Origin of the sequence: Exiguobacterium acetylicum (assembly GCF_022170825.1) — a bacterium.
GTDB classification, from domain to species: domain Bacteria; phylum Bacillota; class Bacilli; order Exiguobacteriales; family Exiguobacteriaceae; genus Exiguobacterium_A; species Exiguobacterium_A acetylicum_B.
In genome coordinates, this window is record NZ_CP081878.1 from 682,711 (window position 1) to 703,689 (window position 20,979).

21 protein-coding genes are annotated in these 20,979 nt (G+C 46.9%); 12 read left to right on the plus strand and 9 right to left on the minus strand.

Annotation, left to right across the window (positions count from 1 at the left end; all coding sequences use genetic code 11):
* The first annotated feature begins 18 nt into the window (after window positions 1–18).
* A complete protein-coding gene (locus K6T22_RS03510) occupies window positions 19–231 on the plus strand; it encodes an SE1561 family protein (protein ID WP_023467294.1) in 213 nt (70 codons plus the stop codon).
* Between the two features lie 40 nt (window positions 232–271).
* On the plus strand, window positions 272–1,657 hold the full coding sequence (rlmD, locus tag K6T22_RS03515; RefSeq protein WP_035398768.1) for a 23S rRNA (uracil(1939)-C(5))-methyltransferase RlmD: 1,386 nt from the start codon (window positions 272–274) through the stop codon (window positions 1,655–1,657).
* A gap of 65 nt (window positions 1,658–1,722) precedes the next feature.
* Here the strand turns inward: rlmD and K6T22_RS03520 are convergent, their stop codons facing one another.
* The 7 genes from K6T22_RS03520 to K6T22_RS03550 form a co-directional block, all read right to left on the minus strand.
* Window positions 1,723–2,601 carry an aldo/keto reductase gene (locus K6T22_RS03520; protein ID WP_238238949.1) on the minus strand — a complete coding sequence of 293 codons (879 nt, stop codon included), beginning with the start codon at window positions 2,599–2,601 and terminating at the stop codon, window positions 1,723–1,725.
* 31 nt (window positions 2,602–2,632) lie between these two features.
* On the minus strand, window positions 2,633–3,199 hold the full coding sequence (locus K6T22_RS03525) for a TVP38/TMEM64 family protein (RefSeq protein WP_238238950.1): 567 nt from the start codon (window positions 3,197–3,199) through the stop codon (window positions 2,633–2,635).
* Window positions 3,196–4,590, minus strand: a complete 1,395-nt coding sequence (locus tag K6T22_RS03530) for a sensor histidine kinase (protein WP_023467298.1) — start codon at window positions 4,588–4,590, stop codon at window positions 3,196–3,198. The genes K6T22_RS03525 and K6T22_RS03530 overlap by 4 nt, the downstream gene beginning before the upstream one ends.
* Window positions 4,587–5,270 carry a response regulator transcription factor gene (locus K6T22_RS03535; protein ID WP_023467299.1) on the minus strand — a complete coding sequence of 228 codons (684 nt, stop codon included), beginning with the start codon at window positions 5,268–5,270 and terminating at the stop codon, window positions 4,587–4,589. The genes K6T22_RS03530 and K6T22_RS03535 overlap by 4 nt, the downstream gene beginning before the upstream one ends.
* A gap of 127 nt (window positions 5,271–5,397) precedes the next feature.
* Entirely contained in the window at window positions 5,398–5,958 is a 561-nt protein-coding gene (locus K6T22_RS03540) for a GNAT family N-acetyltransferase (protein WP_238238951.1), read from the minus strand.
* A gap of 231 nt (window positions 5,959–6,189) precedes the next feature.
* On the minus strand, window positions 6,190–7,329 hold the full coding sequence (locus tag K6T22_RS03545) for an amidohydrolase (protein ID WP_238238953.1): 1,140 nt from the start codon (window positions 7,327–7,329) through the stop codon (window positions 6,190–6,192).
* Between the two features lie 18 nt (window positions 7,330–7,347).
* The gene (locus tag K6T22_RS03550; protein WP_238238954.1) at window positions 7,348–8,256 is read right to left on the minus strand and encodes a TIGR01777 family oxidoreductase; all 909 of its coding nucleotides are present in this window, start codon (window positions 8,254–8,256) and stop codon (window positions 7,348–7,350) included.
* A gap of 134 nt (window positions 8,257–8,390) precedes the next feature.
* Between K6T22_RS03550 and K6T22_RS03555 the strand changes: the two genes are divergently transcribed.
* From K6T22_RS03555 to K6T22_RS03575, 5 genes are all read left to right on the plus strand, one after another.
* Window positions 8,391–9,206 (plus strand): RecX family transcriptional regulator, encoded by an 816-nt coding sequence (locus tag K6T22_RS03555; RefSeq protein WP_238238955.1) that lies wholly within the window; start codon window positions 8,391–8,393, stop codon window positions 9,204–9,206.
* Between the two features lie 321 nt (window positions 9,207–9,527).
* On the plus strand, window positions 9,528–11,255 hold the full coding sequence (locus tag K6T22_RS03560) for an ABC transporter ATP-binding protein (protein WP_238238957.1): 1,728 nt from the start codon (window positions 9,528–9,530) through the stop codon (window positions 11,253–11,255).
* Between the two features lie 14 nt (window positions 11,256–11,269).
* Entirely contained in the window at window positions 11,270–13,330 is a 2,061-nt protein-coding gene (locus tag K6T22_RS03565; protein WP_238238958.1) for an ABC transporter ATP-binding protein, read from the plus strand.
* 59 nt (window positions 13,331–13,389) lie between these two features.
* On the plus strand, window positions 13,390–13,710 hold the full coding sequence (locus tag K6T22_RS03570) for a DUF1811 family protein (RefSeq protein WP_238238960.1): 321 nt from the start codon (window positions 13,390–13,392) through the stop codon (window positions 13,708–13,710).
* A complete protein-coding gene (locus K6T22_RS03575; RefSeq protein ID WP_238238962.1) occupies window positions 13,707–13,979 on the plus strand; it encodes a YfhJ family protein in 273 nt (90 codons plus the stop codon). Before K6T22_RS03570 ends, K6T22_RS03575 begins: the two co-directional genes overlap by 4 nt.
* A 44-nt stretch (window positions 13,980–14,023) precedes the next feature.
* On the opposite strand, the gene K6T22_RS03580 is transcribed toward K6T22_RS03575, so the two are convergent.
* Complete coding sequence (locus K6T22_RS03580; RefSeq protein ID WP_238238963.1) at window positions 14,024–15,007, minus strand: metal-dependent hydrolase; 984 nt, start codon at window positions 15,005–15,007, stop codon at window positions 14,024–14,026.
* A gap of 105 nt (window positions 15,008–15,112) precedes the next feature.
* On the opposite strand from K6T22_RS03580, the gene mutY reads away from it, so the two are divergent.
* The 4 genes from mutY to K6T22_RS03600 all read left to right on the plus strand — a co-directional run bounded on the left by mutY (window position 15,113) and on the right by K6T22_RS03600 (window position 19,037).
* Complete coding sequence (gene mutY / locus K6T22_RS03585; protein WP_238238965.1) at window positions 15,113–16,129, plus strand: A/G-specific adenine glycosylase; 1,017 nt, start codon at window positions 15,113–15,115, stop codon at window positions 16,127–16,129.
* Window positions 16,129–16,554 (plus strand): SRPBCC family protein, encoded by a 426-nt coding sequence (locus K6T22_RS03590; RefSeq protein ID WP_238238966.1) that lies wholly within the window; start codon window positions 16,129–16,131, stop codon window positions 16,552–16,554. The genes mutY and K6T22_RS03590 overlap by 1 nt, the downstream gene beginning before the upstream one ends.
* Window positions 16,555–16,670: 116 nt before the next feature.
* Complete coding sequence (ntdP, locus tag K6T22_RS03595; RefSeq protein ID WP_023467311.1) at window positions 16,671–17,213, plus strand: nucleoside tri-diphosphate phosphatase; 543 nt, start codon at window positions 16,671–16,673, stop codon at window positions 17,211–17,213.
* 90 nt (window positions 17,214–17,303) lie between these two features.
* Window positions 17,304–19,037 (plus strand): ABC transporter ATP-binding protein, encoded by a 1,734-nt coding sequence (locus K6T22_RS03600; RefSeq protein ID WP_238240011.1) that lies wholly within the window; start codon window positions 17,304–17,306, stop codon window positions 19,035–19,037.
* 44 nt (window positions 19,038–19,081) lie between these two features.
* Here the strand turns inward: K6T22_RS03600 and K6T22_RS03605 are convergent, their stop codons facing one another.
* Window positions 19,082–20,380, minus strand: coding sequence for a glutamate-1-semialdehyde 2,1-aminomutase (locus K6T22_RS03605; RefSeq protein ID WP_238238967.1), 1,299 nt, complete (start codon window positions 20,378–20,380; stop codon window positions 19,082–19,084).
* A 175-nt stretch (window positions 20,381–20,555) separates the two neighbouring features.
* Here K6T22_RS03605 and perR point away from each other — a divergent pair, with 175 nt between their 5' ends.
* On the plus strand, window positions 20,556–20,978 hold the full coding sequence (perR, locus tag K6T22_RS03610; RefSeq protein ID WP_369792039.1) for a peroxide-responsive transcriptional repressor PerR: 423 nt from the start codon (window positions 20,556–20,558) through the stop codon (window positions 20,976–20,978).
* Window position 20,979: the final 1 nt, after the last annotated feature.

A 20,979-nucleotide genomic window follows, 5' to 3' on the forward strand; every position in this document is an offset into this window, starting at 1 on the left:
AGAAAGGAAGTCTGAATAATGGGAAAAGCAAGAACTGATAAACTTGGTCAAATGAATGTGCTAAAATCAAGAATGCAGCTTCTCTGTCATACAATCGATTCACTCGATGAATCATCAGATATCGAAGATTTGGAACGACTGATCGTATCATTAGATCAACTCAAGGCGAAAGTCGTTCGATATGCGAAGGATATGAAAGAACAAGAAGAAACGAAAAAAGCGGTAGATTGAGACCGCTTTTTCATTTGTGCAAATGGAAAGGATGAAATCAATGGCAACAAAAATCAAATTACAGACAGGTGAGGTTCGTTCGGTCACTTGTCTACGGATGGGCATCAACGGTGAAGGGATCGCGACGCTCGAGCGACAGATCGTCTTCATCCCAGGATTGCTTGTAGGTGAGACGGCGCAAATCGAGATCACAGAAATTCATGCGAACTATGCGAATGCAAAGATCTTAAAGCGTGACGATCGTTCACCGGATCGCGTGACACCACTTTGCCCGGTCTATAGTGTCTGTGGCGGCTGTCAATTACAACATATGAGTTACGATGGACAATTGCGTTATAAGGAAGAAATGCTTCGCAACGCTTTCTTGAAATCAACGAAACTGAATGTTGAGAAAGCCGATATCCGTCCGACGATTGGTTCGAAGGAGTGGGGATACCGCAACAAGTCACAATTCGTTGTCGGGAAACAAGGCAATGAAATCGTCAGTGGTCTCTATTCTGCGAATTCGAATCGTCTGGTCGCAATCGATGATTGTGTCGTCCAAAATAAGGATACGCTTCGCGTCAACCAAGCTGTTACGAAATTACTCAATGACTATAAAGTACCCGTTTACCATGCGTCAAAACAAGACGGTGTCATGCGCCATATCGTCGTCCGGACAGGAATCAAAACGGGCGAAATTCAAGTCGTGCTCGTTGCCTTTAAAGATGGCTTCCGTGATCTAGAGGGCTTATCGCGCGATATCATGGACATTCCAGGTGTCGTCTCTGTTGCACTGAACATCAATGATAAGTTGACGTCACGTGTCTTCGGGGAAGAGACGGAAGTCTTGCGTGGTGTCGAGCGGATCGAAGAAGAAATGGGCGAGTTCACGTATCAACTGTCGCCGCGCGCTTTCTTCCAGTTGAACCCGGAACAGGCAGAACGGATGTATGAGGAAATTGCCCGTGCTGCTGCTTTGACAGGCGAAGAACGTGTCGTGGATGCTTATGCAGGTGTCGGTTCAATTGGACTCTGGATTGCTAAGGGGGCAAAAGAAGTCCGCGGGATGGAAATCATTGAAGAAGCAGTTGAAGATGCGAATGCGCACATGAAGCAATATGGCTTTGATCATGCGCATTATGTCGTCGGTAAGGCAGAAGCATGGATTCCACGTTGGGTCAAGGAAGGTTGGATTCCAGATGTCTTCATCGTCGATCCACCCCGTTCAGGTTGCGATACGCAGTTATTGAACGCAATGATTTCGTCTAAGGCGAAAAAAATCATCTATGTCTCGTGTAACCCGCAGACGCTTGCACGTGATTGCGATCACTTAATGAAAGCGGGATATAAGGTATCGTACATTCAACCGTATGATATGTTCCCACAAACGGCGCACGTTGAAGCGATCGTCGTGCTCGAAAAGAAGAAAAAGAAAAAGTTCTAAGTAACAAGCCCGTATGCACTCCTTGAGCGAGTGAACATACGGGCTTTTTTTCTGTGACTGCTCACTTACGTTTGCGAAACATAATCGAACGTGGCGTCACATTCGGTAAACCGTTCCTTCAACTGAGCGACACGATCAGTTGGGAGTGGACCACGTTCAATCAGTTGCTGATTCAAAGCGAGGTGTTCTGGTCGAGACGTGCCGATGATGGCTGTCGTAATCCCTGGTTCGAAGACTGTAAAACGTAATGCCGTCTCAAGCCAGCTCGATTCCTCGAGTGGATAAGCGAGTTGTTGCGCTCGTTCCCAGTAAGGTTCGACATATTGTCCGACCGGACGCTCCGTGAAACGCCATGGTGCATTACCAATTGGACGTTTGGCGATGACCCCGTGATTCAAAAGTGTAGGTAAGACTTGATCGACGCGTTGATCAAACAGATTGAAGGATGTCTGGAAACTATCGAAGCGTTTCGTTTCGATCGCATACTGCAAGTCTTCCCGGTCACCAGAATAAGCGATGACCCGGACTTTTCCTGCTTGTTTTGCTTGTTCGAGTGCCTCGATGACGTCGCCTTGAGCAAGAATTTCTCGGCTGCAGGAATGCAAGTGTACGATATCAAGATGATCCGTTTGCATCGTCCGTAAGGCTTGATCGATACCACCACGGACAGCTTCAAACGTCCAGTCCTGTGCACCCGGAACATCATATCCGACTTTCGTCGACAGAATGATATCGTGACGACGACTCTTTAGAAATTGTCCGACACGTTGCTCCGATAAACCATAGCCACGTGCTGTATCGATCAGATTAATACCAAGATCCCGTGCTTGTTCCAGTAAATATACCGCTTCGCGATCCGTCATCTGTTCTGAGCCAATATGACCGGCTCCAAAACCAAGCGGGGAAACAAGTAAGTCGGATGTTCCAAAACTTCTTAATTCCATGAACGACAATTCCTTTCAGCTAGCTTGTAATTTAAATCGATGATGTTCGTTTTTGATATACGCGATAGATCAGATAACCGGCAAGTGCGATGCCTGCAATCGACCATTGCATCATCGTCGAGGATTGCATGAATTGATGGACGGCGAGTACTTCGAGTAACATAGCTGGAATTTTTCCGAGCGTACTTGCAGTTAGGAAAAGCAAGATAGAAACACCACTCGCCGCACTAACGATATTGACGATGCCAGACGGCACGAACGGTAACAGCCGTAACAAGAGAATCGTTAGAAACGCTTCGCGTCCTTTTTGCGCTTGTAGCTTTTGCTGCAGACGAGCGAATCGATCCGGAAGTGGGCGACGAAGGGCATACCGCAGTCCTTTCCGGTAGAGAAGGAAGGCACACCCTGCACCGAGGACTTCACCAACGAAGGAGAGCAACGTGCCCATCCATAGTCCGAAATAGACGAGATTCGCAGCGGTGACGAACGTACTCGGTAGAACACCCACTACACTGACGACGATGCCGACCAAGGCACTCACGAATGGTGCAAACGGACCGAAGAGTTCGAAGACTTGCACGACTTGCTGTTCCATCATTCAAATCCATCCTCTTCATCCGGAAGAAGCGGCAACTCGATGTGGACAGTCGTTCCTTCTCCAAGGACGGAGTCGAACCGGATCGTTCCATCATGCCGATCAATGATATGTTTTGTGATCGCAAGACCAAGACCAGTTCCGCCATCTTTACGTGTTCGTGATTTATCGACACGATAAAAACGTTTCGTCAGTCGATCGAGATGTTCTTCCGGAATGCCTTCTCCTTCATCTCGGATAAGACAATGCGTCCGGTCGCCGATCGTTTCGGTCGACAAGAAAATCTGTTTGCCAGGCGGTGTGTACCGTAAAGCATTATCGAGCAAATTACCGAAGACTTGCTCGAGACGGTCCGTATCACCTAAGACGATTTGATCCGGGTCGAGATTCATGACGAATGTAACCCCTTTTGATTGAGCGATCGGTTCCATCCGGTAGATGACATCTTCAAGCACTTGACTGAAGACAAGTGGTTGTTTCGACATCGGATAAGAGTCGCGCTCGAGTTGAGCGAGATCGAGCAGATCATTGACAAGACGTTGCAAACGTTCGGTTTCCCGTTCGATGATTTGATAGTACTGAGCACGTTTTTCTTCCTCAAGCGAATCATCCTGCATCATCTCCGTATAACCACGGATGTAGGAGAGCGGTGTCCGTAGTTCGTGACTGACGTTCGCGAGGAATTCTTTACGCTGCTCATCGACCTCACCGAGCGATTCCGCCATCTTGTTTAACGTTTCTGCGAGTTCCCCGATCTCATCGTCCGATTGAATCGGAATCCGGTAATCAAAGTCACCTTGCGCATAAACAGTCGAGGCACGCTTCATGTCGATCAACGGACGGATGATCGTATCGATGATTTGTCGTCCGAAGATGACGAGATTCAGGACGATCAGTCCGATCATGAAGAAAATCATCAGCCGGAGCGGGCGGAACGGTTCACTGATTTGACCAAGTTCCAAGTACAAGATTAACGTACCAACGAGTCGATTGTTTTCGATGATCGGAAAACCGGTCATCAAAATGTCCGTCCCTTCAATTGGATGGGTTCGACTCGAGACGACGGTTTCACCATTTCGAAGTTCTTCGATATCCGCATTCGTCAAAAAGCGCAGTCCAGCTGGATTTTTCTTTAGAAAATCGATGAAGAAGACTTTGGATTCCGTCAGTTCATTCGTATAAGTCATTCCATCGTAAAAAGCACCGGATAACCCTTCGGATTCATAAATGTTAATCAGCTTTTCGCCTCGGTTCAATAAAATATCTTCCTGCGTCTGAAGATAAAACCGATCGTAGAGATAGAATGTCAACAATACGAATAAGATGGCAGAAAAAACACTCGTAAACCAAATCGTGATCCAAATCCGACGTCGGATCGTATAACGTTTAATCATACTTCCTCGAATTTATAACCGATGCCCCAGACCGTTTGAATCGAGCCACCAGCTTCCCCTAGCTTTAAGCGAAGTGTTTTGATGTGTGTATCGACCGTCCGTAAGTTACCAATATAATCCGCACCCCAGATTTGATCGAGTAACTGTTCCCGGGAAAAGACCTTATCATTGTTTTGGGCGAACAGGTGCAACAAATCAAATTCCTTACGCGTCAGGCTGACCGGCTTGCCATTGACGTGGACACTCCGACTTTCCGTATCGAGTTCAAGCATGCCGAGCGTTAAAGTAGCCGATTGATCAACTGTAAAGCGATGAGAACGACGAAGCGTCGCTTCGATACGAGCGAGCAGTTCTCGTGGGCTGAATGGTTTTGTAATATAGTCATCAGCTCCGATTTTCAATCCGTGGATGCGATCGAGTTCGTCCGAACGTGCCGTCAGCATGATGATCGGAACGTTTGAGAATTCACGAATCCGCATGCATGCCGTCAAGCCGTCCATTTCCGGCATCATGACATCGAGTAGGACGAGGTGGAATGTATTTTGTTGAATGAGATGGATCGCTTCTTGTCCATTAGAAGCTGTCATCGTCGTGTAATGTTCTTTTTCAAGATTCGAGACGAGAAGGTCACGCATTTGTGCTTCATCATCTACTACGAGAATGTTAAACGATTCTGGCATTAGTCTTCGCTCCATTTCCTGTAGAAGAAAGTGTTTCTTCCATAAAGATGAGTTTTCTTATTTATCATACCATTTCAAACTTTAGAAACGCATGCGTGGACACAAAAAAGCACGAGAGACAAGGCTCTCATGCTTCGAGTTGTTGGTGATCGTATAGTGTTTCGAGCTCCCGACCATGAATATACATGTGGAAACTAGACTTTGAGACTTCATACAGCGTGAATTGTGTCTCGCCGGTATTCAGTTGCTCAAGGAGCGCTGGGCGCAACTCATCAGCACAGAATGCGTAAGGCAATTTTTCAGCTGCTTTTTGTGAACGGACGTTGCTTTTACGAATTTTCATGAAGACGCTCTCGTATCCGAGCTCGAAGAACAGCTCAGAGAAAAAGGCTTCTTTCGCTAAATGATTGTATCCTTTACCATGATACGGTTTACCTAACCATGTACCGAGAAACCCATATTGTCCTTCGATATCGAGTAAACTAATCGTACCAATCGGTTGATCGAACTCATCTAGGATGGTACGTGATACGATTTCACCACGTTCTTCCTCTTCGATTGCCTGCTTTGTAGTAAACAGAAATTCATCAAAGTACCGTGTTTTTTGGCGGACGTACGGATATACGTCTTGATGCTGCATCAGTTCGAACAAATCAGCGCAGTCGCTCAGCTCCCGTTGCTTGAGCATACTTCCATTCCTCCTTTTTAGGACCGCAAGAATGATTGTCGAAAGCTACCTGTCTGACTCGTTTGAACCGCGCATGGTATGCCTTCTTCAGTTGTCGGATAAGATAATATTACCTTCTTTTTTTAAAATTGCAAGAAAATAATTTTTTTGAAAAAAGATACAAAAACAAGATGTTTTTCAGAAGCGTTCAAAACCCCCGAAAGGCGTTATAAACACCTGGCGGGGGCGGGGTTAAGTCAGGTTCAGTTGAGCGTGTTCAAAAATGATTTTTCCGTCGATCATCGTCATGAGTGGCTTCGCTAAATAGTCAAGCGGGAAGTGGCTCCAGAGAACGAGATCGGCATCTTTTCCGGGTTCAATCGATCCGACACGATCATCTACACCAAGCGAGCGAGCGGGATGAATCGTGATCGCCCGTAAGGCGACGTCGACAGGTAGACCTTCTCGTGCAGCGAGGCCAGCACAGAGATTCAAATACTGGACAGGGGTGTACGGATGATCGGTCGTAATCGAAATCTCAAGACCATGCTCGTGTAGTATCCGGTACGTTTCCCACGTTTTGTTCTTCAGTTCGATTTTAGACTTACGTGTAAAGGTCGGTCCGACGGTCACTTTTTCGATCGGCAACTGCTCCATCTCTTTTGCGACGAGATGACCTTCCGTACAATGCTCGATACGCAAATCAAGATCGAACTCTTCCGCAAAACGAATGGCGGACAGAATATCATCTGCTCGGTGCGCATGTACACGAAGCGGCATTTTATGATCAAGGACCCGTTTGATCATCTGGTGAGCGAACGTTTCGGAAACTCGTTGTGTCCGAACTTCAAGAAAGGCTTCGCGCAACATCCCCATGATGCCCATCCGTGTCAGTTCACCGGCGCGACCAGCACTATGGACACGCTTTGGGTTTTCACCGAGCGCAACCTTCAGACCCGCGTACTTTCGAAGAATCATATCATCGATGAACCGTCCGTGCGTCTTGATGACACTCGTGACACCACCGATGATGTTCATGCTACCGGGCATGACTTGAACGGTCGTGATCCCGTGTTCGACGGCTTCCTTAAATCCTTCATCAAGTGGGTACACGCCATCAATGGCACGCAGATGAGGGGTCATCGCAAAAATCGTCTCATTCGCATCATTTCCGACGGTTCCGGTACCTTCGTCATATAATCCGAGATGTGTATGGGCATCGATGAAACCGGGTAATAAAAAGTGACCTTCTGCTTCAATGACTTGATCGTTTTCTAAGTGATCCAGTAATTCACCGATTTCAATGATTTTCCCATCACGAATGCGGATGTCCCCGTAAAAACTGTCCGAAGTAATCGGATAGATATGTGCATTTCGAATTAAGATATCCAAGTATCGTCCACCCCTGTACTAGTTTGAATGCTCGATTGCTCGTAACGCATCCTTTAGTTCAGCATACCGAAACTTGTATCCGTTTTCGAGCGCTTTTTTCGGAACGACACGCGCTCCTTCGAGTACGATCGTACTCTTTTCACCCAGTGCGAGTTCTAACGCGAAGCGTGGAGCAGGGAGCCAGTGTGGACGGTGCAAGACTTTCCCAATCGTCTGACCAAAGCGACGCATCGTCTCCGGATGAGGGGCGGTAATGTTCAGCGGTCCCTCGACTGTCGGGGTCTCAAGGGCGAAGATGAATAAATCGACTAAATCATCGATATGGATCCAAGATACCCATTGTTTTCCGTCGCCCATCGTACCGCCACCAAACAAGACGTACGGTAAACGCATGAGTGGATAAGCACCGCCGGCTTTCGTCAAGACGACACCGATTCGTGGATGAACGAGTCGAATGCCAGCGTCAGCAATCGGACGAGCGAGATCTTCCCATGCGACACAGACATGACTCAAAAAGTCAGCGGTTGGTGGGAGTGGTTGGTCTTCTGAGAACGTCTGATGCCGATCTTGTCCGTAAATTCCAACTGCCGAAGCAGATAAGACGACGTTTGGTTTTTGATCAAGTGCTTCGACGATTCGTACCAGTTCTTTTGTCGTACTGACACGACTATCGAGGATGACGCGTTTTCGTTCATCCGTCCAACGACCATCATTGATTGAAGCGCCGGCGAGATGAATAAAAGCATCGACTCCTTCTAGATGTTGTTCCGGTTTTGCATCTTCTGTCATCCACTTGATATATGTGACATGCGCATCATTCGCTTTCGGATGACGCGTTAAGATAAAAATATGATGTCCTTGCTCAAGCAAACGCTTCGTTAAAGCTTGACCAATCATTCCAGTTCCACCCGTGATTGCAATCTTCATATAATCCATCCTCCCTGAAATCCATCAAAATAAGGTTCTTACCATTTGTTCCCGTTCCTTAGTTTCAGTCAAACATAGACCTGCCTGTTCATGCTATCGTAGAACTATCAAATCAGGTTAGAGGAGGGAACGAAATGAAGATCAAACGGATCTCGACCCAGAAAAAGAACAGCGAACGATTCAATATCTATGTCGAACGTGATGGTAAAGAAGAATATGCATTTGCCGTAGACGTCGATATCTTAATCAAATACAATCTGCAACGCGATAAGGAACTCGATGACGACTTCGTCAAGGAAGTACTAACGGCTGAAGAACAGCAGAAAGCATATCGTCTCTCATTGAATCACCTATCATACCGGATGCGGGCAACGAGTGAGGTCGTCACGTATCTGACGGAAAAAGAGACACCGGAACATGCGATCAAACATGCGATCGAACGATTGACCGAGCAACGCTATCTTGATGATCAACAGTTCGCTCTTGCGTATACGTCGACGAAAAAAGCAACGACACCGCAAGGACCAGGCAAGATTCGCCGCGATCTTGAGGCGTTGAAGATACCGAAGACAGCGATTGATGAGGCAATCATGACGTTTACGGATGAAGAAGCATACGAAAAAATACTTAAGTTTTTACGACAAAAACAAAAAGAGTTGCAACGACGTTCCGTACGCGAATTGACACAAAAACTACAGATGACGTTGATGCAGCGTGGATTTTCGTCCGATTTAATTAAGGCGGGCATCGAAGAGGTATTCTTAGCTGAAGAAGGTGACGAAGAAGAACAAGCAGCACTCTATCAAGCACGCAAGTATTATCCAAAGTACCGGCAACTCGAACCGTTTGAACGCGAACAAAAGGTAAAACAGGCACTTGTCCGAAAGGGATTTCCGTATGGACTAGCGGCTCAAGTTCTTGAACAAGTTAAAGAAGAAGAGGCAGAATAACGAAAGCAAGACGAAAAATTGACAATTATCCGACAATTGTGTTATTCTACGCACAGACTAAGAAAAGGAGGAACCGTCCTATGAAAAAGCCAATTGGTTTCACACACATCCAACAGCTGAATACGACGGAGACTCTTGAGCACGTATAAGTAATTCATTTCATGTGCGAGCAAGGGGATTCGTCTCCCGAGCGCGCAGACGAACAAGAAAACAGTATGTCTATTTCAAGGCATACGGATTCTCGGACTGCATCCGGAAATCCGTATGCCTTTTTGCGTGCTCGGAAAAAACACTTCATTTCACAGTAAAGGGGGGACCCTCATGCGTTTATTTCGGCAATTGAGTTGGTTTCTAAAAGAACACAAATCATCTTACCTCGTAGCAGTCGTCTTACTGATCATCACGGGCTTCATCGATTTGACGCCGCCGTGGTTGATTGGAAAAGTGATCGACGGTTTACGCTCAGGTTCGATGGATCGAACGACACTCTTACAGTATGTCGGTGGATTAACGGTCATTTCCATCATCTCCTTCATTTTGACGTATCAGTGGTTAGCGAAATTATTCGGAACGGCATTTTTACTAGAGCGGACACTGCGGAGTCGGTTCTTTACGCACTTATTGAAATTGACACCAACGTTCTATCAAAAGAATCGGACGGGTGATTTGATGGCACTCGCAACGAACGACTTAAAAGCCGTCGAACGGACAGCTGGGTTTGGTGTCTTGACGCTCGTTGATTCGCTGAATATGACAGCCATCACACTCGTCGTTATGGGTGTCGCGATCGACTGGAAGTTGACGCTCGCTGCATTATTACCGATGCCACTTCTCGCCTATGCGATGAATAAGCTGGGGAGTCAAATTCATGGTCGTTTCATTACTGCCCAGGACTCGTTCGGAACGATGAACGATCAGGTCGTCGAGTCGATTTCTGGACTGCGTGTCATCCGTTCATTCGTACAAGAACCAGTCGATGTCAAACGGTTCGACGATGTGACGACGGATGTCTTTGAGAAAAATATGCACGTCGCAAAAATCGATGTCTTGTTTGAACCGATCATTAAACTACTCGTCGGATTCAGTTATTTGATCGGCTTGTCGTTCGGGACATATCTCGTCTTTACGAACGATATCACGCTTGGACAATTGGTCGCCTTTAATATCTATCTCGGAATGCTGATCTGGCCGATGTATGCCTTTGGTGAATTGATCAACGTCATTCAGCGGGGAACAGCGAGTCTTGACCGCTTAGAAGCGACGATGCGTGTGAAACCGTTGATTGCCTCGACGCCGCGGGAGCACGTCGAGCGTCCGGAGCGGATTGAGATGACGAATTTGACATTTACGTACCCAGAAACGGCGCATCCAGTATTACAAGATTTGAACATGACGATCGAACAAGGAGCAACGATTGGAATCGTTGGACCAACCGGTTCCGGGAAAACAACGTTCTTGCGTCAATTCCTGCGTGAGTATCCGATCGGTCGAGACATGCTGACGATCAACGGTGTGCCGTATGAAGATATCGCGCTTGAAACGGTGCGTGGATGGACAGGTTACGTCTCACAAGAACATTTACTGTTCTCGAAATCCGTCCGCGACAATATCTTGTTCGGTGTAGGTGAAGCGACGGAAGAAGAATTACAGGAAGCGATTCGTCTCGCATCCTTTGAAAAAGACATCGAGACGCTCGAGCAAGGACTTGAGACGATGGTCGGCGAACGAGGTGTCACATTATCAGGTGGACAAAAGCAACGTCTGTCGATCGCACGTGCAATGTTGAAAAAACCAGAATTGCTACTGCTGGATGATTCACTGTCGGCAGTAGATGCGAAAACTGAATCACATATCATCGATTCGATTCGCTCGAATCGTCATCAATCAACGACATTAATCGTTGCCCATCGCTTATCGGCAGTGGCGCATGCGGACGAAATCATCGTCTTGCAAGACGGGGTGATTTCAGAACGGGGAACACACGACAGCCTAATGGCACAAAATGGCTGGTACGCTCAACAATTCGAGCGACAAAGTGAAGAGATGTAAGGAGGTGCCTCTACATGAATGAACTGGAATTATATCAACTCGATCCGGCACGGCGGAAGACGACGATCCGTTCGTTGATCCGCTATGCGATGCACGAGAAACAAGCAATCTTTTTAGGGCTGTTTCTACTCGTACTAGCAGTCGGAGCAGAACTGACTGGCCCGTATATCGCTAAAGTCATCATCGATGAACATATCGTAGCGATTGAAAAGGACTGGGTTGAAGTTAAAACGGATGGGGCGGTCACGTATGATGGTCGTCAATTCGCCAAAGCACAAGATGTCTCTAAAAATGAAATCATTCGATCCGTCTCGATCGTTCAAACAGCAAAAGGCTACTATTTCGTACCCAAACAAGTCGTCAGTGGTGGGGAACGGAACATCAGTGGAAATACGATGACCGTTACGCGTGGTGACGACGTCTACACGTATGACAATATTCAAAAACTGACACAAGGACAGGTCTATGATTTTTATTCGAACGACTTAAAAGCGATCGGCTGGCTATCGTTGATCTACGTCATCTTGTTACTAGTAGCAGCTGGATTGAACTGGGTGCAGCAAATTTTACTCCAGCGGTCTGCCCATAAAATCATCAAACGGATGCGACTCGATGTCTTTACGCACCTGCAACGGTTACCGGTTCGCTACTTTGATCAGACGCCAATCGGGAAAATCGTCAGTCGGGTCACGAACGATACGGAGACGATTCGTGATCTTTATCTCGGTGTGCTCGCACGGGTCTTTTCGGGAATCATCACGATGGCAGGAATTCTCGTCGCGATGTTCTTCCTCGATTATCGATTAGGTCTTGTCTCGTTGATCATCATTCCGATCGTCTATTTCTGGATTCAACTGTTCCAGAAACTTGCGACGAAGAATAACTTCAAGGTTCGCTCGCTCGTTGCTGACATGAATGGTCAACTGAATGAAAACATTCAGACGATGCCGATCATCCAAGCCTATGCGCGCGAGAAGGAAGTCCTTGCCGAATTTGAGCAAAAAAACGAAGAGAATTACCAGACACGGGCAAAGCTGTTGCGACTCGATGCTTTGATGTCGCATAACTTATCTTACTTTTTGAAAAACCTGACGCTTGCCCTGTTGATTTGGGTCGTCGGTGGAAAAAGTCTGACAAACGGGTCGTTTTTATCGCTCGGTATTTTATACGCGTATATCGATTATGTGTCCCGTTTGTTCGAACCGGTCACTCAAATCATGAATCAGCTATCACCACTACAACAAGCACTCGTCTCAGCGGACCGGATGTTCCAGTTGCTCGATGAAGAAGGCGAGCCGGTCGAACAAGGACGTGTTCCGCGTTTTAAAGGTGCGGTGTCCTTCAAAGACGTCGAATTCAGTTATGAGGCAGGCAATCCCGTATTGCGTGAGATTCAAATTGACGCTCGCCCTGGTGCAACGATTGCCCTCGTTGGTCATACCGGCAGTGGGAAGAGCTCGATCATGAACTTGCTGATGCGGTTTTATGATCCATCAAAAGGACAATTGTTGATTGACGGACAAGACGTGACAAACTTACCGAAACAAGCAGTCCGTGAGCATATGGGGATCGTCTTACAGGATCCGTTCCTCTTCACGGGAACGATTCGGTCGAATATCACGCTCGGCAATCCTGATATATCGGAAGCGCGCGTTCGTCAAGCAATCGAAGCCGTCGGTGCCGATCGATTCATCGATCGCTTACCGAATGGACTCGACGAACCAGTCATTGAAAAAGGCGCTACGTTATCAGCTGGGGAACGCCAGTTAATCAGCTTTGCCCGTGCGTTGGCATTTGATCCAGCGATTCTTGTTCTTGATGAAGCGACAGCAAGTGTCGACTCGGAAACGGAAGCAGTCATTCAAGATGCCTTGCTGACGTTAACGAAAGGACGGACGACGTTCATCATTGCGCACCGCTTGTCGACGATCAAGGACGCGGATGAGATTCTTGTTCTCGATCATGGTCGAATCGTAGAGCGTGGACCGCATGATGAACTCCTTGCAACGTCTGGTATTTATGCGAAAATGTACGCATTGCAAAGCAAACGTAATCTTGAATTGAAATCAAGCTAATCGATCCAGTTTCTCCTCCTTTTCGTTTATACTGAAAAACGAAGAGGGGGAGTTTTTTTATGGAGACACGGATGAGTCAATTATCAAAATACGAGCTTGAAATGCTGATCACGAAATTAAGTGAACAGAAACGAAAAGCCGAACAACACGGTAACGTCAGTGAAGTGGAGGTCGTGACGCGTAAGATCGCCATTGCGAAAAGTTATTTAGTCGACCCGGAACGATTTGAACGGGGTGCTTATTACCGGATCGAAGGAGAAGAGGCACGATTTGAATTACACTTCGTCAATGGGGTCATGGGTTGGGGACATTTTGAAGGAACGGCTCAAGAAGTCGCGATTCCACTCGCATTATTTACAGGAGAGGGAGAACAGATATGACGAATCGAGAACAAGCACTTCAGCAACTGGCTGAAGAATTATTACAGGTGAACGACGTACTGACGCCCGACGAGGCTCTGACATGGGTCGAAGTTTTATGGGAAGATTTTGAAGCGACACTCGCGCGTGCTGGTGAAAAATATCAAGGTGAAGCCGTCGCTATTCATTTCGTCGAACAGCAGATTAAGCAGCACGGGGCGATGTTGCACCGGTTTAATACGACGAATGAAAAGTTCAAACATTTGATGACAGGTCGAAACGTCGAATGAAAAAGCTCCGCACATCGGGATTACCGTTGCGCGGAGCTTTGTCTTTATAATGCAGGGATGAACAGCTTTTTCTGCAAGGTCCGTTCGCTGAATACCCAACCGGTGTAGGAACTGACGATTTCCTTCGTCGCTGCGTCGATTCTTACGACGGCAACGAACGGATAAACTTCCTTCGTGAAGTAACGCAAGTTCGTAAAGCGGTATTCGACAATACCGTCCTTACGTGAGACCGTATACGTATGGATCTTCGAGAATTCAAGAAACGCTTGCAAGTCAGCATTTTGTTTGACGATTTCATATAAAGCGTCCCCATGTGGTTCGTCCTTGATGCGGAAGTTGCCACATTCAACGACAGTTCCACTGTTGATCTTGACGACAGAGTACTCGTCACGTAAACGTGCCGCGACATGCCACTCGTCCCATTTCATGCCGGGCGAGATGAAGAGCTTATGCGCTCCGCGATAATAACGGGCTGCGGTTGCCAGGGCATCATTTCGCAACTTGAACTGAACGGCGTAGTAGATGATGACGATAGCGATCAGTATCGGGAAGATGACGATTGTCGCTCTCGTTAATAACCAAATCCCGAACGCAGCATAATACATCGTGAATAGATACGGATCAAATGTGTTAATGACACCCCAACCAATCCAGGATTGTTTGAATGGGTGTAAGGCTTGTGTCCCGTATGCGTTAAACAGATCGACGAAGACATGAAGGGCGACAGCAATCTGTGCCATCAGCCATAATGAAGTCGGAGGTACGCCGAATAACGTACCGATGACGATCGAAAGCAGTAAGGGCCAGGCAATCAAAGCGATCAAGCCGTGCGATTTTCCGCGGTGTTGGCGCAAGTAGGCGCTGTTTCCTTTAAATTTGAAGACGGTGTCGAAGTCCGGTGCATGTGAGCCAACGAGCGCCGTCGTCGTCACGGCAGCAAACATCGTCGTGCTCGCTGCGACGTCAGGGTGTAGCGTTGAGATGGCGGCGAGACAAAGTCCCATGCCGATATGCGTCCCAGTATCCAATGCGAATTCGCTCCTTCTATAAAAATCATAATGGCTAAGTGCCATTGTGGTCGTTCGTGCAATTTTTATTTAATATATCGTATCTAAGAGAAAAGAGGTAACCTTTTGACTGTCGTTCAAGAATATTTCACAAACTTTAATAAAACACAATTTACCACAGAACTGATTGCTTGGTTCTTGCGTGAACAGCGAGATCTGCCTTGGCGGAGAACTAAAAATCCGTACCATATCTGGATCAGCGAAATCATGCTTCAACAAACGCGCGTCGATACTGTGATTCCGTATTATGAGCGCTTCACGAAACGTTTTCCGACACCGCATGATTTAGCGCAAGCGGAACAAAGTGAGGTTCTGAAGCATTGGGAAGGCTTAGGGTACTATTCCCGTGTCAAGAATCTTCAAATCGCAGTTCAGGAAGTTGTTGAAAAATATGATGGGATCGTTCCGGATGAGAAAGAGTTATTCAGTCAGTTGAAAGGAGTCGGTCCGTACACGACCGGAGCAGTTCTGTCGATTGCTTATGGACAAGCAGAACCTGCAGTAGATGGGAACGTGATGCGCGTTCTTTCGCGTGTCCTTGGAATTTATGAGGATATTGCAGCTCCGAAGACACGGAAGTTGTTTGAGGCGGCAGTTCACCAATTGATTGATCCGGCTGACCCATCGAGTTTTAATCAAGGGCTGATGGAACTCGGGGCAATGGTCTGTACCCCGAAGTCACCGATGTGTGGACTTTGTCCTGTTCAAGACGTTTGTTTCGCATATGATCGAAATGCACAGGAAGAATTGCCTGTGAAGACGAAGAAAGGGAAGACGCAAATTATTCCTTATGATGCTCTTGTCTATGAAGCAGACGGAAAAATCGCAATCGAACAACGAGCTGAGACCGGGTTACTCGCTGGCATGTGGCAATATCCACTACGGGAAGCGGAAGAAGATCGAAACGGAACGCTTGTCGGACACGTCCGACATATCTTTTCGCACCGGATTTGGGAAATTGCTGTCTATCGCGTAACGGAACAGCCGGACGAGACAGTGCTCGTCGATCAGGAAACCTATGCGACGCATCCGATATCCGTCGCACAAATGAAGATCGATCGATTATTGAAGGGGGAAATTTAATGCATACTTTTCGTTTTGAGACACGTGTCGATACATCAAAGGAGCAAGCGTGGGACTTTTTAAGTGATGCCAAAGCATTAAGTCGATTGACTGTATTTCCGCAAGTAAAAACATCGGGCGACACACGAACACGAGCAGGAAATACGATTCGTCTGCGTGTTGGGTTTCCACCACTATTTGTCTCCTGGACATCCTGGATTCCTTTCGTAGAAGAATATGTCTTCGTTGATGTCGGCACGAAAGTTCCATATCCGTTTCGAGCGTGGTGCCATGTACACCGGGTCGAAGAACGTGGATCTGGTGTCTATTTCGTAGATGAAGTGACCTATGCGTCATTCCTTCCAGCCTTGTTCATTGAAGCGTTCATCTTAAAACCAATGTTCACTCAACGAAAAAATGCGATTTTAAATCACTTTCAAGGTTGAATTCCGTCATTTTTCTGAAAAAATACCCTTTCGTTTTTCATGCGTTCTGAAAATGGGTATAATAAGCACGAGAGTATAACAGAATGGAAGAAAAACGCTTTAGAAAGGAGTAGCACATGAGTCGATTCCCAAAAGAAAGTAGCAAGATTGAGATTCAAAGTTTCAAACATAACGGGAGCTTACACAGAGTTTGGGAAGAAACGCTCGTGCTGAAATCGACGGAAGAAGAATTGATTGGGTTCAATGACCGCATCATGGTCAGCGAATCGGATGGTCGTCAGTGGCGAACGCGAGAGCCTGCAATCTGTTATTTTTCAACAGAACTCTGGTTCAATGTCATTTGTATGATTCGGGAGGATGGCATTTATTATTATTGCAACCTCGGATCGCCTTCTACGTTCGATGAGAAAGATCGAGCAGTCAAGTACATTGATTATGATTTAGATATCAAGGTGTATCCAGACATGTCCTACATGATCCTCGATGAGGACGAATACGAGAAACATCGCCGAGAAATGAATTATCCGAAGGCGATCGATCGTATATTGAAAGACAATGTCCAAATCCTGATTCAGTGGATTCGTAGTCGGAAGGGTCCGTTTAACCCGGCTTTCGTGGATATGTGGTATCGTGAATATGAAACAAGATATCGGAGATGATGGTTCGCCATCGTCTTTTTTTAATTGAAGGAAGTGAAACACGTGGCAACACAAGCAAAACGTAAGAAACAAGGCTCAATCCGCCGTTATATGGCGTTCGTCAAGCCGTATCAAAAACAGATTCTCCTGACGGTCTTCGTTGGAATCATCAAGTTCTCGATCCCGCTCGGACTTCCGTTGTTGTATAAGTACATCATCGATAACATCTTGACTGGGAATACGATGCCGATGGCAGAAAAAAGTAAGCAATTAGCGTATTTGATCGGAGGAGGTGTCTTCATCTTCTTGATCGTCAAGCCACCGCTTGAATACGTCCGCCAGTATCTCGCGCAATGGTCGGCGTCGAAGATTCTATTTGACGTTCGAAATCGATTGTTTGATCATGTTCAGAAATTATCGCTTCGTTTTTATTCGAATACGAAAACGGGTGAGGTCATCTCACGAATCATCAATGATGTTGAGCAGACGAAAGACTTCGTCGTCACGGGATTAATGAACCTGTGGCTTGATATGATTACGATTTTCATCGCCATTGCAATCATGTGGACGATTGATCCGAAATTGACGCTCGTCGCGATCATTCCATTGCCGTTTTATGCACTTGCGGTCAAATTCTTTTACGGTCGCTTACGTGGATTGACACGGGAACGCTCGGCAGCACTTGCGGAACTACAAGGTCATTTGACGGAACGAGTGAACGGAATGGCAGTCATTCGTAGTTTTGCGCTAGAACCGCACGAAAACAAAGCGTTCAAACATCAAAATGATGGTTTCTTAAAAGCAGCACTTCGCCAAACGAACTGGAATGCGCGGACGTACGTCGTCGTCTCAACGATTACAGACTTCGCACCGATTCTCATTTTCGGGACAGCAGCCTTCTTCGTCTTGAACGGACAAGTGACACTTGGGACGATGGTCGCGTTCATTGGTTACATCGATCGCCTGTATGCTCCGCTCGGTCGGCTCGTCAACTCGTCAACGACATTGACGCAATCGATTGCTTCGATGGACCGGATGTTTGAGTTTTTAGATGAGCCGTATGATATCACGGAAAAATCGAATGCACGCAATCCAAAAGATGTTCGCGGGAATGTTCAGTTCGAAAACATCAGCTTTGCTTATGAAGAAGGTGGCGAGCTTGCGATTGATCGTTTGACGCTTGACGTCCAGGCAGGAGAACGAATTGCCTTCGTCGGGATGTCGGGTGGCGGGAAATCAACGCTTGTCAGTTTGATTCCACGCTTTTATGATGTCTCAGCTGGACGGATCACGCTCGACGGCGTTGATATTCGTGACTTGAAGTTACGAGGTCTTCGTGATCAGATCGGGATGGTCATGCAAGAGTCGATTCTCTTCAGTGAGTCGGTACAGATGAACATTAAGATGGGGAATCCGGAGGCGACGGACGAGGAAGTCATCGCAGCAGCAAAAGCAGCGAATGCGCATGAATTCATCGAACGGTTACCGAACGGCTATCATACGCCGGTTGGGGAACGAGGCGTCAAATTATCCGGTGGTCAAAAGCAACGTCTTGCGATTGCACGGGTCTTCTTGAAGAATCCACCGATTTTGATCTTGGATGAAGCAACGAGTGCGCTTGATTTAGAAAGCGAAGCGATGATTCAAGATTCGCTGGCACGTCTTGCGAAAGGACGGACGACGTTCACTGTCGCACACCGATTATCAACGATTACCGATGCCGATAAGATTGTCGTCATTGAAAATGGTCAAATTACGGAAATTGGAACACATGAAGTCCTCATGCAAAAACGGGGCGCTTATTTCGAATTGTATGCGATTCAAAATTTGGAGCTTGTTGAATGACAAAAAAGCAGCGATCCTTGCGAGGGTCGCTGCTTTTTATTTGATTAAAGTCGAGCAAAGGCACGATTGACTGCTGCAATCGTCTCCGTGATGTCGGCTTCCGTATGTTCTGTCGTCAAGAACCACGCTTCGTATTTTGACGGTGCGAGGTTAATGCCTTCTTCAAGCATTAATTTGAAGAAGCGACCAAACATTTCACTGTCAGCACGTTCTGCACCATCATAATCAATGACTGTTTCATCCGTGAAGTAGACGGTCATGGCACCTTTCAGACGGTTGATCGTAATCGTAACGTCATGACGTTTCGCTGCTTCAAGAACACCTTGTTCGAGTAAGGCGCCAAGATGATCGAGTTGTTCATAGACGCCAGGCTGCTCGAGCAATTCAAGACAGGCGATTCCTGCAGCCATCGATGCCGGGTTACCCGCCATTGTTCCCGCTTGATAAGCAGGGCCGAGTGGCGCGACATGCTCCATGATTTCTTTTCGACCACCGTACGCACCGATTGGTAAACCGCCACCGATGATTTTTCCGAGTGCCGTCATATCGGGACGGATATCGAGTAATTCTTGTGCACTGCCGTACGTGAAGCGGAACGCCGTGATGACTTCATCATAGATGACGAGTGCGCCATGAGCGTGTGTAATTTCGTTGACTGCAGCAAGGAAACCAGGTTGTGGTTCGACGATACCGAAGTTTCCGACGATTGGTTCGACGAGTACACAAGCGATTTGGTCGCCCCATTGTTCCATGATTTGACGGTATGACTCGATGTCATTGAAAGGCGTCGTAATGACTTCTTTTGCTGTCGCTTTCGTGACACCAGCTGAATCAGGAGAACCAAGTGTCGCCGGTCCACTGCCTGCTGCGATCAGCATCAGATCCGAATGACCGTGGTAGCAACCACTGAATTTAACAACAAGTTCCCGTCCTGTATAAGCACGAGCGACACGAATCGTCGTCATGACGGCTTCTGTTCCTGAGTTCGTAAAACGAACCTTTTCAAGCGATGGAATCGCTTTTTGTAGTTTATGTGCAAAGTCGATTTCTAAACGGTGTGGTGTTCCGTAGAGAAGACCATTTTGGGCAGCATGCGTGATTGCTTCCGTAATATGGGGATGACCGTGTCCTGTGATAATTGGACCGTAAGCTGCTAAGTAATCGATATAGCGATTGCCATCGACATCATAAAAATAAGCACCTTCTCCGCGTTCCATATAGACAGGTGCGCCGCCGCCGACGGCTTTGAATGAACGGGATGGGCTGTTAACGCCACCAACGATACACTCTTGCGCGATTTCATATAACGCCTCTGAAGTAGGACGTGTAGTGTGGGTAGACATGAGGATTCCTCCAATCGATGATTCGTGAAAAATATCACGATATGATTGTATCATGGACGTCAAATCCGGTGCAGAGCCGTTGACGGAATGGGTATTTGTAGGTAGACTAATTATAAAGATTACAATCTGATAATCAATGAAAGATAGAAATGAGGGGATGGACGTGGCTAACGAAATGCTGGATGACGCCGTGAAGTCACTTCGGGAATCAGGCGTTCGAATGACACCACAACGTCACGCGATTTTGGAATATCTAACGACTGGACACACGCATCCGACAGCGGATGAGATTTATCGTGCTCTTGAACATCGATTTCCGAATATGAGTGTGGCGACTGTATATAATAACTTACGCGTTTTTCGAGAAAAGGGAATTGTTGAAGAAATGAATTACGGAGACGCTTCAAGTCGCTTCGATTTCGTTACGACGCGCCATTACCACATGATCTGTGAAAACTGCGGAAAGATCGTTGATTTCAACTATCCTGTGCTTGACGATGTCGAAACGGTTGCGGCTCACTTAACGGGCTTCAAAGTCGATCGTCACCGATTAGAAGTGTACGGTACTTGTCCGGACTGTCAATCGAATGTCCAATAAA